The organism is Paramagnetospirillum marisnigri (assembly GCF_001650715.1).
GTDB classification, from domain to species: Bacteria; Pseudomonadota; Alphaproteobacteria; order Rhodospirillales; family Magnetospirillaceae; genus Phaeospirillum; species Phaeospirillum marisnigri.
In genome coordinates, this window is the sequence record NZ_LWQT01000010.1 from 91,985 (window position 1) to 105,600 (window position 13,616).

General features: G+C 63.5%; 14 protein-coding genes. 10 read left to right on the plus strand and 4 right to left on the minus strand.

Annotated features, from left to right (window positions below; genetic code table 11):
* Positions 1-18 precede the first annotated feature (18 nt).
* The 4 genes from A6A04_RS00390 to A6A04_RS00405 form a co-directional block, all read right to left on the minus strand.
* Positions 19-294, minus strand: a complete 276-nt coding sequence (locus tag A6A04_RS00390) for a hypothetical protein (protein WP_068489275.1) — start codon at positions 292-294, stop codon at positions 19-21.
* Positions 295-472: 178 nt separating this feature from the next.
* Positions 473-865: a bacteriohemerythrin gene (locus A6A04_RS00395; RefSeq protein WP_068489276.1), complete on the minus strand. Its 393-nt coding sequence runs from the start codon at positions 863-865 to the stop codon at positions 473-475.
* A gap of 62 nt (positions 866-927) precedes the next feature.
* Positions 928-2,646, minus strand: coding sequence for an EAL domain-containing protein (locus A6A04_RS00400; RefSeq protein ID WP_245651032.1), 1,719 nt, complete (start codon positions 2,644-2,646; stop codon positions 928-930).
* Between the two features lie 151 nt (positions 2,647-2,797).
* Positions 2,798-3,706, minus strand: coding sequence for a hypothetical protein (locus A6A04_RS00405; protein WP_068489278.1), 909 nt, complete (start codon positions 3,704-3,706; stop codon positions 2,798-2,800).
* Positions 3,707-3,848: 142 nt separating this feature from the next.
* On the opposite strand from A6A04_RS00405, the gene A6A04_RS00410 reads away from it, so the two are divergent.
* The 10 genes from A6A04_RS00410 to A6A04_RS00455 all read left to right on the plus strand — a co-directional run bounded on the left by A6A04_RS00410 (position 3,849) and on the right by A6A04_RS00455 (position 13,602).
* Entirely contained in the window at positions 3,849-5,177 is a 1,329-nt protein-coding gene (locus tag A6A04_RS00410) for a CDP-glycerol glycerophosphotransferase family protein (RefSeq protein WP_156612400.1), read from the plus strand.
* A gap of 85 nt (positions 5,178-5,262) precedes the next feature.
* On the plus strand, positions 5,263-6,342 hold the full coding sequence (locus tag A6A04_RS00415; protein WP_082914578.1) for a DegT/DnrJ/EryC1/StrS family aminotransferase: 1,080 nt from the start codon (positions 5,263-5,265) through the stop codon (positions 6,340-6,342).
* Between the two features lie 3 nt (positions 6,343-6,345).
* Positions 6,346-7,011: a WbqC family protein gene (locus A6A04_RS00420; protein ID WP_068489281.1), complete on the plus strand. Its 666-nt coding sequence runs from the start codon at positions 6,346-6,348 to the stop codon at positions 7,009-7,011.
* Between the two features lie 68 nt (positions 7,012-7,079).
* Entirely contained in the window at positions 7,080-7,313 is a 234-nt protein-coding gene (locus A6A04_RS00425) for an acyl carrier protein (RefSeq protein ID WP_068489282.1), read from the plus strand.
* Positions 7,310-8,044, plus strand: coding sequence for an SDR family NAD(P)-dependent oxidoreductase (locus A6A04_RS00430; protein WP_082914579.1), 735 nt, complete (start codon positions 7,310-7,312; stop codon positions 8,042-8,044). The genes A6A04_RS00425 and A6A04_RS00430 overlap by 4 nt, the downstream gene beginning before the upstream one ends.
* Positions 8,045-8,091: 47 nt before the next feature.
* A complete protein-coding gene (locus tag A6A04_RS00435; protein ID WP_172822708.1) occupies positions 8,092-9,621 on the plus strand; it encodes an amino acid adenylation domain-containing protein in 1,530 nt (509 codons plus the stop codon).
* 25 nt (positions 9,622-9,646) lie between these two features.
* Positions 9,647-10,306: a DapH/DapD/GlmU-related protein gene (locus A6A04_RS00440; protein WP_245651036.1), complete on the plus strand. Its 660-nt coding sequence runs from the start codon at positions 9,647-9,649 to the stop codon at positions 10,304-10,306.
* 64 nt (positions 10,307-10,370) lie between these two features.
* A complete protein-coding gene (locus tag A6A04_RS00445) occupies positions 10,371-11,444 on the plus strand; it encodes a class I SAM-dependent methyltransferase (RefSeq protein ID WP_068489286.1) in 1,074 nt (357 codons plus the stop codon).
* Positions 11,445-11,489: 45 nt separating this feature from the next.
* Positions 11,490-12,311 (plus strand): TylF/MycF/NovP-related O-methyltransferase, encoded by an 822-nt coding sequence (locus A6A04_RS00450; protein WP_156612401.1) that lies wholly within the window; start codon positions 11,490-11,492, stop codon positions 12,309-12,311.
* A gap of 280 nt (positions 12,312-12,591) precedes the next feature.
* Complete coding sequence (locus A6A04_RS00455; RefSeq protein WP_082914581.1) at positions 12,592-13,602, plus strand: class I SAM-dependent methyltransferase; 1,011 nt, start codon at positions 12,592-12,594, stop codon at positions 13,600-13,602.
* Positions 13,603-13,616: the final 14 nt, after the last annotated feature.

Sequence of the window (13,616 nt, forward strand, 5' to 3'; positions counted from 1 at the left end):
GGCTTCCGAAAAATAGGCCTAGCCGCGACATTCGGCTCCGACCTTCTGCCCGGCTTCGCCCGCGACGGCCTGCGGGTTGCCCTTGATCTTGCCGGCCATGGCCAGGGCGGTGACCGAGTCCCGGGCTGCCGCGCGGATGCCGTCGACGCCCTTCATGCACAGGGACTTCAGGTCGGGGTTGGCGGCCTTGATCCCGGCGACGGTGGCTTCGACCTCGGCCGGGTCCTCGGCGGCGGTGGCCGTCATCGGGACGGCGATCAGCGTGACGGCCAGGGCAAGTGCGAACTTGAACATTCCATTTCCCCTTATTCCTAGAGATTGAATATGGTCGATGTTTGCTTGGTCTTCATCAATCACGGTTTCGGCGCCGATCGACGTCGCGGCAGGGGGCTGCCAGGGACGACGATGGCGCGCCTTCCAAAGATGGGGCGCTCGTGAGCAGAATCACTCCAAACTTTCAGTGGATCGCGGTCTATATCTTCGAGATATAGGGACGGTATTCGAAATCCTCGATTTCGATGTGGTGCACCAGCCAGCCCGACAGGAACTGGTGCAACTCGACCGCGACCTTGCGGAAATTGTCGGTGTTGACCGAGGCCGAAATGTCCTCGACCCGCATGGCGATGGTCTGATGCGAGTGGCGGTGAAGGTCCAGGAAGGGAAACTGTGCCCGTTCCATCATCGCCTCCTCTTCCTTGAAGTGGTAGGCGATGTAGTCGTTCAACTCGGAGATGATGGTGGCCATGGAATCGAATCCGGTGGCGTTCTTCTCCACCAGGATGATGCGATCCAGCAGCGCGAACAGGCGCTGGTGGTGCTGGTCGAGAATTTCATGGCCGACGCTGAGGTCTTCGGTCCAGGACAAGGTGGATGTCTCCCAGATGGGGATTCCACATACCGCGAAGCGGGTTTTGGATCAATGCGTATTCATACGGGATCCTGGGCCGACGACGCCCCTCCGCCATTGGCGCCGAAGAATAACAGGCCGTTGCGCCATTGTGTCACCGGAGTCACCCAGGGGGCCTTGGTCCCCGGATGGCGATCGGATGGCCGCATGGGCTTGCCGAAATAATAGCCCTGGCCATAGCGGACATTGTAGACGCGCAGCAAATTGGCGGTGGCTTCGTCTTCCACATGCTCGGCGACGGTGGCGATCTTGAGTTCGCGGCACAACTGGGTAATGGCCCGCAGGAAAGGGAGGCTTTCCCCCTTGCCAGCGGCTTCACGGACATAGGAGCCATCGATCTTGACATGGTCGACCTTGAGGCCGCGCAGATAATGGAAGGCGGCGGCGCCCGAGCCGAAATCGTCGATACCGACCGGATGGCCCCGGCCGCGAATTTCCTGGATGACCGCGTTGGCTGCCGCAAGATCGGCGATGGAGGCCGATTCCGTCAGTTCGAACAGCAGGCGCCCGCGCAGATCGGCGGCGCCAATGATCAGGTGAAGCAACCGCGCCGCCATGGACGAACTGGAAATGGTGCGGCCCGACAGGTTGACGGCGAAGCGCAGCGAGGGCTCGGCCCCCGGCCCCTGGCGCATGAACTCGATGGTGCGCCCCAGGATGGCCATATCCAACTCGCCCACCAGGCCGGTATCCTCGGCGAAGACCACCGTATTGTAGGGCGAGGCGCCGGCGTCGCCAAAGCGCACCAGGCATTCGAAGTGGTGGACCGCATTACTCCACAAATCGACGATGGGCTGGAAGTATAGCTGGAAGTCACCGGACCCGATGGTCTGCTTGACCTCGCGCATCTTGCTGACGGTGGCGCTCAGCGATGGCTTGGCGATGGTCGACAGTTCCTGGATGGTGGCGCCGCTGTCCTGGCTGAAGCGGTTCAGGGTGTAGATCAGGGCGCTGGTGGCTTCCTGCGACGAGATCCCGGTGGTATCGAACTGGACGCTGGCGGCGGTGGGGTGGAGGTCGGTGCCCATCAGGGAATGGGCCAGGGTCGAAATGGTATCCTCGATATCGGTTGAGGTGACCTCGGGGCCGTGGATCACGCCGTATTTGGATTCGCCCAGATTGGCGGCGGCGTCGCCACCCACGGAACACTGGCGCAGATACTCGGTGAAGCGATTGATGAACTCGGTGGTGGCCTCGGTTCCGACCTTGGTGCGCAGATCGGCCAGCTCCGGCAGATCCAGCAGGGTCATGCGATAGGCGTCGTCAGCCTCCTTGGCGCTTTCCTTGACCAAGTTGCCAGCCAGGGCCTCGAAGCCTTCGCGGCCCAGCAATCCCTCGCCGTCGCGACGAACCGTCGGCGACATGATGGTGCCGCTGTGGGTCAGCACCAGCAGCAGTCGGCCCTCGTGGTCGGGATGGGGGTAGCCCGACAGCGCCACCGGGACGGCGCCGCCCTCGGGCAGGCTGACATGCAAGAGGGTATGGCGGACCCGCTCGCCATTGGCCATGCGGGTCAGGGCATTGATGGCGCGTGACTGGTCCTCGGAGCGGATCAGGTCCTGCAGGGTCATGGTGGCCAGCAGGCGGGCCGGGCGTCCCACCAGCGACATGGAGGCGCCGATGGCAAAGATGATGCGACCGTCATGGGCCACTTCCATCAACAGATCGGCGGCGGCAAAGGCAAAGGCGACATAAGCCTCCTGGGGCTGGCCCAATTTGGCCCCAGGCTGCAAGTCCACTACGTTTTCCTTGGGAGTCCCCATTTCATCCGCCGAAACCGCTGATGAACGTATTGTTGCATACCGAGGCCCAAGGATGGAACAATAATACGATTGTGATAAGTCAATATTTATTGACGTTCTGTGACGTGATGCTCCAGCTCGACTGCGATCAATAAGGGATTGTCGGGAGTAATGCGTCAATATTGCGGCGCATGGAGGTTTCGGCAGCGAACTTGTCGCGCAACTGTTGCGCCATGCCAAGCCGTTCCGTATCGGGCAGGGCCAGGATTTCCAGGCAGCGCTCCGCCAGTCGTTCGTATGGGGTGCGCAGCGTGTAATCGGCCAGCTTTCCCATGATGCTGGTATCGAAATCCTCGGCCACCACCAGACTGCCGTAATGCAGGGCGGCGGTGATGCGGGACGCCGACAGGAAACGGACCACCGGTCCCCGGCGCATGTCCAGCACGATCTTCGAGCGCGAGATCATGTTGTGACGAATATACTCCGGCATGTCGCCGAAGGTGGCCTGGACCCGGACACCTTGTTTCAGCAGCTGATGAATGGGGGGGGCCCGGTGGGGGGTGAACTTGCCATAGAGCAGGATGTCGATGGTCTGGTCCTCGGCCGGTTGGGCCTGCAGGCTGGGGCAGTGGCCGAAGGCGAGAAAGTGCGCCTTGTTCGTCGCCCCCGCCTTGGTCAGTTCCACATCGTATTGCTGGTCGGCCATCAGCAGCCAGACGAAGTCGAAGAACGGCAGCGATCGCAGCAGGTTGGTCACGCGCGGCCTGTCGCCGACCTTGCCCAGTGACAGGCTGTCGGACAGGTCCTCGGTGGCGACCAGGCCGATGATCAGATCGTCGCCGAATTTTTCCTTGGCGGCCATCATGTCGTTGAGCAGGCCGGGGCCGGGGAAGTGTTCCAGCACCAGGTTGACATAGGGGCGCGGCAGCAGGTGGGTGTATTCGAACTGGACCTGATGGCCGCCCTCGATCATTCCCGCCGCCATGGGGCGCAAGGCGTCCTCCAGCATGGCGACGCCGCCCATCTCGTGATTCTTCAGGAAGAAATTGAACTTCATGGTGGGGCTTACGCGGTCTGTGGGACATTCGATACGGTCATGCTAGCATCATCTCCCGTGATCACCCAACATTGACCCGTTCGGCAGATGGTTCCATTTTGGTGTCGTCGCGGTTTTGCGCCAACTATTCACAGGCTGGGCCATGACGTCCGTCGATCGGGATCAAGTCGCCGATGTTCTTGCCGAGTTGACCGAGACATCGCCGCCTTGCGCGGCAATGTTGCGCGGCGCCGCGCCGATCATCGGTTCCATGCTGACCCATGTGGTCTCCAGCCTGAATGACTGGAATGGCGACGAGGAAGAACTGGCCAATTGGGTGGTGCATCACTTGCGTAATGCCCAATTCCAGGTGATCCAGGGCAAGGTGGCGAAGGGAGAGACTGTCGTCTTTTACTCGCCGCTGAAATCCTATCGCCGTCATTTCGGCGATGTACCTGAATTTTTTCGCCAGGCCGGGGGCAAGGTCCTCAAATTATATGGCGTCGTCGGCGGTGATGCCTTCGAGCAAGGCGATAATGCCTTCTTCGCGGGACTGGGGCTCATGGGGCAATTGGAGGGCCTGGGGGCGGTCATCATCAATACTCTGTGCGCGGGTCTTCCCCCGGGGCCGACCAAGGCGCTGATGCTTCACGACATCTTTGATTCCCCCATGGGCGATCCCCGGGACTTTCTCGATCTGGTGCGCCAGATCGACTATCTGCTGGTGCCATCGGCCCCGGGCATGGAGTCCGCGCGGCGGGTGCTGGATCGTTTCGATGAGGTCGGTCTCGAGTTGGAGCGGCCCATCCGTCTGGTTGCCGCCGGATATCCTCGCCTGGACGAGAACCGGCGACTGTTCAGGGAGGTGGGCAGGGACGAGAAGGTGCTCGTCTATGCTCCGACCATGACCCTGGAAAGCTGGCAGGGCTATGCCTCGGTGGCCCGGTGGGGGCGAGGGATCATCCAGGCATTGCGTGACGCCTTTCCCGATCACACCATTATTTTCCGCCCCCATCCCAATTCCTATGCCGATCCCGCCGTGGCGGCCCTGATGGCCGAGGTGGCCGGGCTGGCAGGATGCGAAGTCGATGCCAACCCGTCCAACTATATGGCCACTTATGGCCGGGCTAGGCTGATGGTGACCGACATGTCCGGCACCGCCTTCACCTTCGCCTTCACCTCCAACCGCCCGGTGGTGTTCTTTTCCCCCGAGGACGCGCGCGCCCGCTCCGATAATCCGGATGTCGCCTATTTCGAGATGCGTGACCAGATCGGCTTGGTGGCGGAACGTCTGGAGGACCTGCCCGCCATGGTTTCCACCGCCTTGGATTCCGGTTTCGGCGGCCGCTCCGACGAACTTTGCCGTGCTTCGGTCTTCAATCTGGATTGCAGCGAGCAGAGAATCGCCGACCTGATTCCCTACATGATCCTGGGACAAGACATTCCCGGCGGCTTTGTCCTTGATCCCGCCACGGGGTGGCGAGCCACCTGAAGGCCGGCGCGGCCTGGGTGAGCTTGTGAGACGGTAGGGTATCTGCCATGCTTCCCTCGTCTCCACTCGTCTCGTATTGGAAGCAATGGCTCCTCCTATTACGTTCGTGCCGCCGAAGCATCCCGACCTCGTCGCCTTGGAGGAATTGCTCCAGGAAAGTCGGATGCATAGCCGCTACGCCAATTTCGGGCCGGTCTCCAGGCGCCTTGGGGCGGAGCTCCATCGACGGCTTGGCCATGGGGATGGGCGAGATTGCGCCGCCTGCGCCAGTGGTACGGTGGCCTTGACCGCCGCGGCCGGGACGCTGGCGGTGACGGCGGGGCGTCCGCTGCGCTTGGTCGGCAGCGCCTTCGGCTTCTTCTCCTCGGCCATCGGATGTCTACACCAGGGACATCTGCTGGACTGCGGTCCCGACGGGTTGCTGGACCTAGCGGCGGTGGAAGCCATGGACCCCGACGACTGGGACTGTCTGGTCTATACCAACACCTTTGGCCTTTATCATGATTTCAGGGCGGTTTTCGCCTTGTGCGCCCGACTGGGCAAGTCGCTGATACTCGACAACGCGTCCGGGTTCGGCGTGATCTCGGCCGCGAACCTGCCCGCGGAGGCGGCGGAGGTGGAGTGGATCGAGACCTTCAGCTTTCACCACACCAAGCCCTTTGGCCTGGGGGAGGGCGGGGCGGCGCAGATGGCTGCCGGGCTTCGGCCGGTGTTTGACGCCATTCTCAATTTTGGAGTCGGGCTGCCGCAAGAGTTTCGCCGCTATTTCGGCAATGGCAAGATTTCCGATATCGCCGCCGCCGCGATTCTTGCCCGGGTCCAGTCGTCCGAGCAGTGGAGCGGCGCCTATGTGGAGCAGGCGGCCCGCGTAGTCGCCCTGGGCCGGTCGGTGGGATACGGCGTTCTGGTGGAGCCGGGGGCGCCAGGGCAGGTTCCCGCCCATGTGGGGCTGCTGGCGCCGGGAGCGCTTTCCGTCGCCGAACTGGCCAATCCCGTGGTCAATCTGGGGAAATATTACGTTCCGCTGGGTGGGCGGGAATTTGTCAATTCCTGGCGCCTTTACGACCGGATGGTCAATGTCCCGACCCATCCGGGAATGGCCGAACCGAGCGACGGTGAGTTGCGCGCCTGCCTGGAAGCGGTGCTGGCCCGCAGTGGGACGTGACCCATGCGCATCGCCGTGATGCAGCCCTATTTCCTGCCCTATCTGGGATACTTTCGTCTGTTCGATGTGGACCTGTTCGTGGTCTATGACTGCGTCCAGTTTCCTCGTCGGGGCTGGGTTCACCGCAATCAGCTGCGTAGCGATGGCGGGTCGCTGTCCTGGCTGACCCTGCCGCTGGCCAAGTCGGCGCGCGAGGCATCCATCCAATCCCTGGCCTTTGCCGAGGGGGCGGAAACCGCCATGGCCGAGCGGGCGCGACCGTTTGGCGCCTTGCGCGCCCCCCGTACCGAAGCTTCCGCCCGGCTGGCCGAGGAGGTGATGCGGCCGACCGCGACGCCAGTGGATTACATTCTTGGCCTGTTGCTTCGGGCCGCGTCCGGTCTGGGGCTGTCTCCGGCCGTGCAGCGCTCAAGCTCCCTTGGCCTTGGCAACGAGTTGCGGGGCCAGGACCGTATCTTGGCAATCTGCAAGCATTTTGGCGCCGACGACTACGTCAATGCCCCCGGTGGCCGGGCACTCTATGACGTGGAACGGTTCCGCGGCCAAGGTGTGCGGCTGCGTTTCCTTTCAGACTACCGGGGTGATTTCGGGTCAATCCTGCAACGCCTCGATGATCACGAGCCGAGGGACTTGCGGCGGGAGTTGGCGGACAATCTCGTCTTGGAGTGAAGGCGCTTGTGACGGCTCGGGTGTTATGGTGATGTCATGACACAGGCTTCTTGTGAGGAGAAAGAGGATTGGATCCGCTTGTCGGCCTGATTTCCGAAATACTGAGAGTGCCGCCTGCCGCGGTGGTGGACGACATGGCCATGGTGGATGTGGAGACCTGGGATTCGCTGCGTCACCTGGAACTGGTGGTCGGGATCGAGCAGTTGTTCGGCATCGACCTCACCTCCGACGAGATCGTGACCATGGTCAGCATCGGGCGGATTCGCGCCGTGCTGGCGGTCCGGGGGGTATCGGGACCATGAAGCTCGACGGGGCCAGGATGGTTGTCGCCGGGGGCGGTGGTTGCCTGGGAAGCGCCATCGTCGCGGCGCTGCTGGCCGCCGGTGCCCGTGTCGCCGTGCTGGATCGGGTGGAAGGGGCGGCGGCCGGGGAAGCCCTTCGCCTGGTCTGCGATCTGGCCGAGCCATCATCCGTGGCGGCGGCGCTGGTCGAGGTCGAGACCGCGTTGGGCGGGCCGGTCCAGGGGCTGGTCAACGCCGCCGGACATATCCGCAGCATTCCCCTGGTCAATGTGTTCGGCGGCGCCGAGCGCAGCCATGCCCTGAGTGCATGGGACGACATCCTGCGCGCCAATCTCACCACCGCTTTCGTTACCACCGCCGCCGTGGCGGACCGCATGGTTGCCACCAGGACGCGTGGCGCGGTGGTGTCGCTGGGGTCCATCGCGGCGGGGGGTAATCCGGGGCAGGGTGCCTATGCCGCCGCCAAGGCGGGGCTGGCCGCCGCCTCCGCCGCCTGGGCCAGGGAGTTGGGAACGCTCGGACTGCGCTTCGTGGTCATCGAGCCGGGCTTCATCGACACGCCCTCGACCCGGGCCGCCCTGACCGAGGCCCAATTGGAGGAGTGGCGGCGCCGGGGACCGCTGCGGCGGTTGGGGACGCCGGAGGACGTGGCCGAGACGGTGCTGCACGCTCTCCGTTGCGATTACCTGACCGCACAGACCGTCCAGGTGGCGGGGGGATTGTCCGTCTGACCTGAGGGAGAAACCGCGTGGGGGAGGCGGGAGGATATCACTGGTCGTTGGGTCATGCCTTTCTGGCGGTGGCCCGTGCGCATACCAACGACACCGCCTTGGTCTTGGCCGATGGCGGCCAGGTCAGCTATGGCGCGTTGGCGGCGCGTGCCCTTCGCATTGCCGCGATCCTAGCCGAGGAGGGCGTGGCGCCGCGTGGCGTGGTGGCGCTGCGTAACGGAAAATCCCCCACCGGCTATGCCGCCATGCTGGCTTGCCTGATGCTGGGGGCGGCCTATGTCAATCTCGACGAGTTGAATCCTGTCCTGCGCCTGACCCGGATTCTGGAAACCTGCCGCCCGAGCCTGCTGGTGGCCGATGGCGAATCCGAGGCGGCGGTGACCGAGGCGGCGTCCGCCCTCGGCCTGCGGGTGCTGAACTTGGCCGCCCCGGAATTGGCGGGCCGCCTGGACCAGGCGCCCACGGCCGTTCCCGCCGCGCTGGATCAGGTCCACGGCGGCCTTCCCGCCTATATCATGTTCACCTCCGGCTCCACCGGCTTTCCCAAGGGCGCCGCCATATCCCATGCCGCCGTGCTGAATTTCGTCCAGTGGAGCCAGACCACTTTCGGCATCGGTCCCGGCGACATACTGACCAACCTCAACCCCCTGCATTTCGACAATTCGGTTTTCGACGTCTATTCGGCCCTGTTCAACGGTGCCGCTCTCGCCCCGGTGGCCCGCGATCTATTGCGTGATCCCCGCGCCGCGGTCGAGACGGTGGAGCGGGCGGGCTGCACCGTCTGGTTCTCGGTGCCGTCGCTGCTGATCTATCTGGTGAGCCTGAAGGCGATCAGGCCGGGCTCGCTGGCCAGCCTGCGGACGGTGGTGTTCGGCGGCGAGGGCTATCCGGTGCCGGAACTGTCCCGGCTGCGGCGGCTGTTGGGTGATGGCCCCCGCTTGGTCAATGTCTATGGCCCCACCGAATGCACGTGTATCTGTTCCGCCCATGAGGTCGGCGCCGCCGATCTGGCTTCCGCTCGGGGCCTGCCGCCGCTGGGGCGCATCGCTCCCAATTTCGGGGCGCTGATCCTGGATGGTGACGGGCCGGTCACCGAGGGCGAGGTGGGGGAGCTGTGCCTGCTGGGGCCGCAAGTGGGGCTGGGCTATGTCAACGATCCCGAGCGAACCGCCGCCGCCTTCGTTCCCAACCCGCTGAACCCGGTCTGGCCCGAGACCATGTACCGCACCGGCGATCTGGTCCGGGTCGAGGGTGGAGCGCTCTATTTCGTCGGGCGCAAGGACAATCAGGTCAAGCACCAGGGCTATCGCATCGAGTTGGAGGAGATCGAGGCGGCGCTGGCGGCGCTGGATGCCGTGGAGCGGGCGGCGGTGGTCTATCGTCGGCAGTCCTCCACCCACGGGCATCTGGTGGCCTTCGTGGTCGGCGGCGGGCCCGATGGCGAGGCCGGGCTGCGGGCCGCGTTGCGTGCCCGGCTGCCCGACTACATGATTCCCAATCGCTTCGAAATCGTGGCCGAGCTGCCGCTCAACACCAACGGCAAGGTCGACCGGACCCGCTTGCGGGACGGGGACTGACACAGGGAGGATCGCCTTGGCATCCGTGGTTATCTTTGGAACCGGCAAGATCGCGCAGGTGGCCCATGCCTGCCTGTCGGACGAGCACGATGTGGTGGGGTTCACCGTGGACCGCGCCTATCTGGACCCGTCGCCGCCAACCCCGCTGCCGGTGGTGGCGTTCGACGACGTCGTCGAACGCTTTCCGCCCGCCGAGGTCCGGATGTTCGTCGCCATGGGCTACCATGATCTCAACGCCGTCAGGGCGGCACGCCTCGCCCAGGCCGCCGCCCTGGGCTATGGCTTCGTCAGTTGGGTTTCACCCCGGGCGTCCATCGGCAAGGGAGTGGAGATTGGGGCCAACTGCCTGGTGATGCCCCAAGCCTCGGTGCAGCCCTTCGCCCGCCTGGAGGACGGAGTGTTCGTCTGGGACAATGCCGTCATCGGCCATCATGCCCATATCGGTGCCCATTGCTGGATCACCGCCGGGGCGGTGGTGGCCAGTTCGGTGGGCTTGGGGGCGGAATGCTTTCTCGGCGCCAATGCCGTCATTGTCAACGAGGTGACGGTGGGGCGGCGCTGCCTGATCGGTGCGGGGGCCTTGGTTTCCGCCGCGGCGGCCGACAACGGAGTCTATGTCGCCCCGGGCACCGAGCGGCTTCGTCTGGATAGCGATCGCTTTCTTAAGATCAGCAAGATGCGCTGATGCTGATTCTAACCATTCCTTAAAGGCTTGCCGTAATTCTGGAAGAAGCCAGAGAGAGGGGACCATGGCCGCGCAGACCATCTTGTTTTTTCCCGCAGGCATGATGGAAGTCGCCGGTGAAGCGGTGGCCGCTCAACGCCGGGGCGAGCAGGTCATCGGGGCGTCATCCTTGGATCATGACCCGGATCGGGTCAAATTCCGCGACTGGGAGTGGCTGCCCTTCGTGTTTGCCCCAGAATTCGACGCCCAGTTCGCCGCGCTGGTTGCGCGGCGGCACGTTACCCGTGTCGTCAGCTTTCATGGCGCGGTCTGGGCGCATCTGGCCCGTTTGCTGCCGAGCCTGCCCAATCCGCCGGAGTTACATCCGCCACGCTCTCCCATATCGGCCCGAGAGGGTGGTCAGGGGCGCGTCTGGCGCGAGGATGCCGAGTATCTGGCCGAGGCGTGGCTAGGCCTCGCCGTGCCGTCTCTTCCGTCTGGACTTGAGTTTGATGGATTGGCCGATACCGCAGCCCGAATTCAAGGGGAGTCCAATGCGTTGAAGCTGGCAGCCCTGGTGGCGGTGGCCTCGGTGGCGCCCCTCGGCGACGTGGTGGAAATCGGTACGTTGTACGGCCGATCCGCCTTTGTCCTCGGATGGCTGGCTCGTCGCTATAGTCTGGGGCCGGTGCTGTGTGTCGATCCCTGGCGGGCCGAGGCCGCCCGGCAGGCCCCAGCCTTTCTAGCGGAGCTGTCCCAGGGCTGGGACATGGACCCTATTTTCGAAGGCTTTCGGCGGAATTTGAGCCCCTGCTTTCACGGCACCCTCAATTACCAGCGCCAGACATCGAGGCAGGTCCGGGGCGATTATGGTCCAGGCTGGCAGGTGACGACGCCGGAATTTGGTGCCACCAGCTACACCGGCCGGATCTCCATTTTGCATATCGACGGCAATCATGATTTCGACTGCGTCCAATCCGATGTGGCAGACTGGCTTCCCCTAGTGAGTCCTGGCGGTTGGCTGGTGCTTGACGACTATTTCTGGCCATTCGGCGATGGGCCTCGCCGGGTGGGGGATCGTCTCCTGGCCGAAGGTGGCTTCGATTTTGCGGCGGTGATCGCTAAGGCGCTGTTCCTGCGGCGATCGGCTTGTGAGTGAGGTGCAACCCCAGACCCATCAGGCCTGATCAGGCGCGGACATCCGGTGAACCGAGGAGGAATTTTCATCATGTCTCGTAATCCGCTTGAGATATTCTCCGGTGCCGAGGTGATGGAGCAGTACCGTCTGCGCGAGGCCGCCTATTGGCAGGGAATCCAGGAGGTCGTTGCCGATGCCGGGCTGGGGTTGAAGGATGTCCTTCAGAACGTTCCGGCGTTCTGGCGTCGGCGCGACGTGCCGCGTTTTCTCGCCAATTACGAGCTGTTCAAGATGGTTGTCGATCTTCCAGGTTCGGTGGCCGAGGTGGGGGTGTTCCGCGGGGCCGGGCTGATGACCTGGACACATCTGCTGGAGACATTCATTCCTGGAGACCGGCTGCGGCGAGTCTTCGGTTTTGATCACTTCCAGGGATATGACGGTTTTTCCGAGCAAGACGGTGACGCCCGGCAATGGCTGTCCGCTCACCAGGGCGGCGACTTGATGTCGGCTGACCGCCGTCTGGTGGACCGTCTGCTGGAAATTCATGATGCGGATAGTTTCTGTCCGGGGGTTCCGCGTGCCCTATTGATAGCCGGTGATGTCACCGAGACATTGCCGCGTTTCGTGGCCGAGGCCGATGGCGTGCGCTTTTGCCTGATTCATCTGGATGTGAATGTTCATCAGGCGGTGCGGGCGGCGCTTGATGCGCTGTATCCTCGCCTAGTTCCAGGGGGCATCGTCGCGCTGACCGCCTATGGCAGCCCTCCCTGGGAGGGGGAGGCGTCGGCGGTGGAGCAATATTTCGGAGATAATGGCCTGCCTATGCCGGCCATGGCGACCTTGCCGTTCTCTCCCATTCCCAGAGCCTATTTCAGAAAGCCGCTTTAGGTTCTGTCCCCATAAACCTCGCGAGAGGCGCTGCTGGAGAAAATGGCGGGATGGTAGGAGAAACGCGATGGGCATAGTGGGGCTATGGACGAGCGTTTCGACGCACCAGTCCGCCATTTTCTCAGCAGCCCGAAGGGACGCGGGCCTTTTGGCGGCCGGGTTCGTTGCTCGTCGCTTGTGGACGGCCGGCCCACGGCGCGCCAAGCGCCTGCCCGGCCTCCAAAATTCCTCGCGTCGCATCCGTGACGTTTATGGGTACAGGACCTAGGAGAGACCGACAATGCGCGCTGGCGAGGAGACATTCTACCGAGACCCAGAGACGCTTGCCCCCTTGCGGCTGTCTGATCCGGTGATGGTCGGTGGCGAGATCACCTCGGGAGTTCTGCTCGGTTCCGGCGGAAACCGCTTCGATATCCGTGACGGCCTTCCCAATCTTGTTTTTCCTTTCGAGTTGCCCCGCGCCGATCGTGACGCGCTGCAGGTCTACGAGGATCGGGCCGAGGTCTATGACCGCTATCTTCCCCTGACATTCAGCACCTATGGCGAGGACGAGCAAGCGGTTCGCAATGCCATGATCGATAAGCTGAATCTACGTCCGGATTCCGTGGTGCTGGAAACAGGAGCCGGAACCGGACGCGATTCCGAGATCATCGCCCGACGGCTCGGCCCGGATGGGCGCCTTTACATCCAGGACCTGTCGCCATCCTTCCTGGCCAGGAATATCGAGCGCATGCGTGGCGTCGACGCCAAGGTCGAACCGGCCTTGGCCAATGGCTATTACCTGCCTTTCGCCGACAACAGTTTCGACGCCTGCTACCATTTCGGCGGCATCAATGCGTTCGGCGACATCAAGCGGGCCTTCGCGGAAATGGCGCGCGTCACCAAGCCTGGCGGCAAGGTCGTGGTGGGTGATGAAAGCATGCCGCCATGGCTGCGCGACACGGAGTTCGGCAAGATTCTGATGAACTCCAATCCCGAATTCAGATATCCCCTGCCGCTGGACAAGCTGCCCATCGAGGCGCGCAAGACCCGGCTGGAATGGATCATTGGCGGCGTCTTCTATGTGTTCGACTTCGAGGTCGGCGAGGGTGAACCCGGCGCCGACTTCGATTTCGCGATCCCCGGAGCACGAGGCGGAACCCATCGGACCCGCTATTTCGGGCAGCTGGAGGGCGTCACCCCCGAGGCCAAGCAATTGGCCCAGCAGGCCAGGGCCAAGATGAACAAGAGCATGCATCAATGGCTGGACGAGGTGATTCGCGAGGCGGCACGCCGTGATCTCGGAGACTAGAATCGGGACACTAG

Excerpts from the sequence above, each read along its gene's own strand:
- A6A04_RS00390 (WP_068489275.1), bottom strand. The coding sequence starts at position 294 with ATGTTCAAGTTCGCACTTGCCCTGGCCGTCACGCTGATCGCCGTCCCG.
- A6A04_RS00405 (WP_068489278.1), bottom strand. The coding sequence starts at position 3,706 with ATGAAGTTCAATTTCTTCCTGAAGAATCACGAGATGGGCGGCGTCGCC.
- A6A04_RS00410 (WP_156612400.1), top strand. The coding sequence starts at position 3,849 with ATGACGTCCGTCGATCGGGATCAAGTCGCCGATGTTCTTGCCGAGTTG.
- A6A04_RS00415 (WP_082914578.1), top strand. The coding sequence starts at position 5,263 with ATGGCTCCTCCTATTACGTTCGTGCCGCCGAAGCATCCCGACCTCGTC.
- A6A04_RS00420 (WP_068489281.1), top strand. The coding sequence starts at position 6,346 with ATGCGCATCGCCGTGATGCAGCCCTATTTCCTGCCCTATCTGGGATAC.
- A6A04_RS00430 (WP_082914579.1), top strand. The coding sequence starts at position 7,310 with ATGAAGCTCGACGGGGCCAGGATGGTTGTCGCCGGGGGCGGTGGTTGC.
- A6A04_RS00445 (WP_068489286.1), top strand. The coding sequence starts at position 10,371 with ATGGCCGCGCAGACCATCTTGTTTTTTCCCGCAGGCATGATGGAAGTC.
- A6A04_RS00455 (WP_082914581.1), top strand. The coding sequence starts at position 12,592 with ATGCGCGCTGGCGAGGAGACATTCTACCGAGACCCAGAGACGCTTGCC.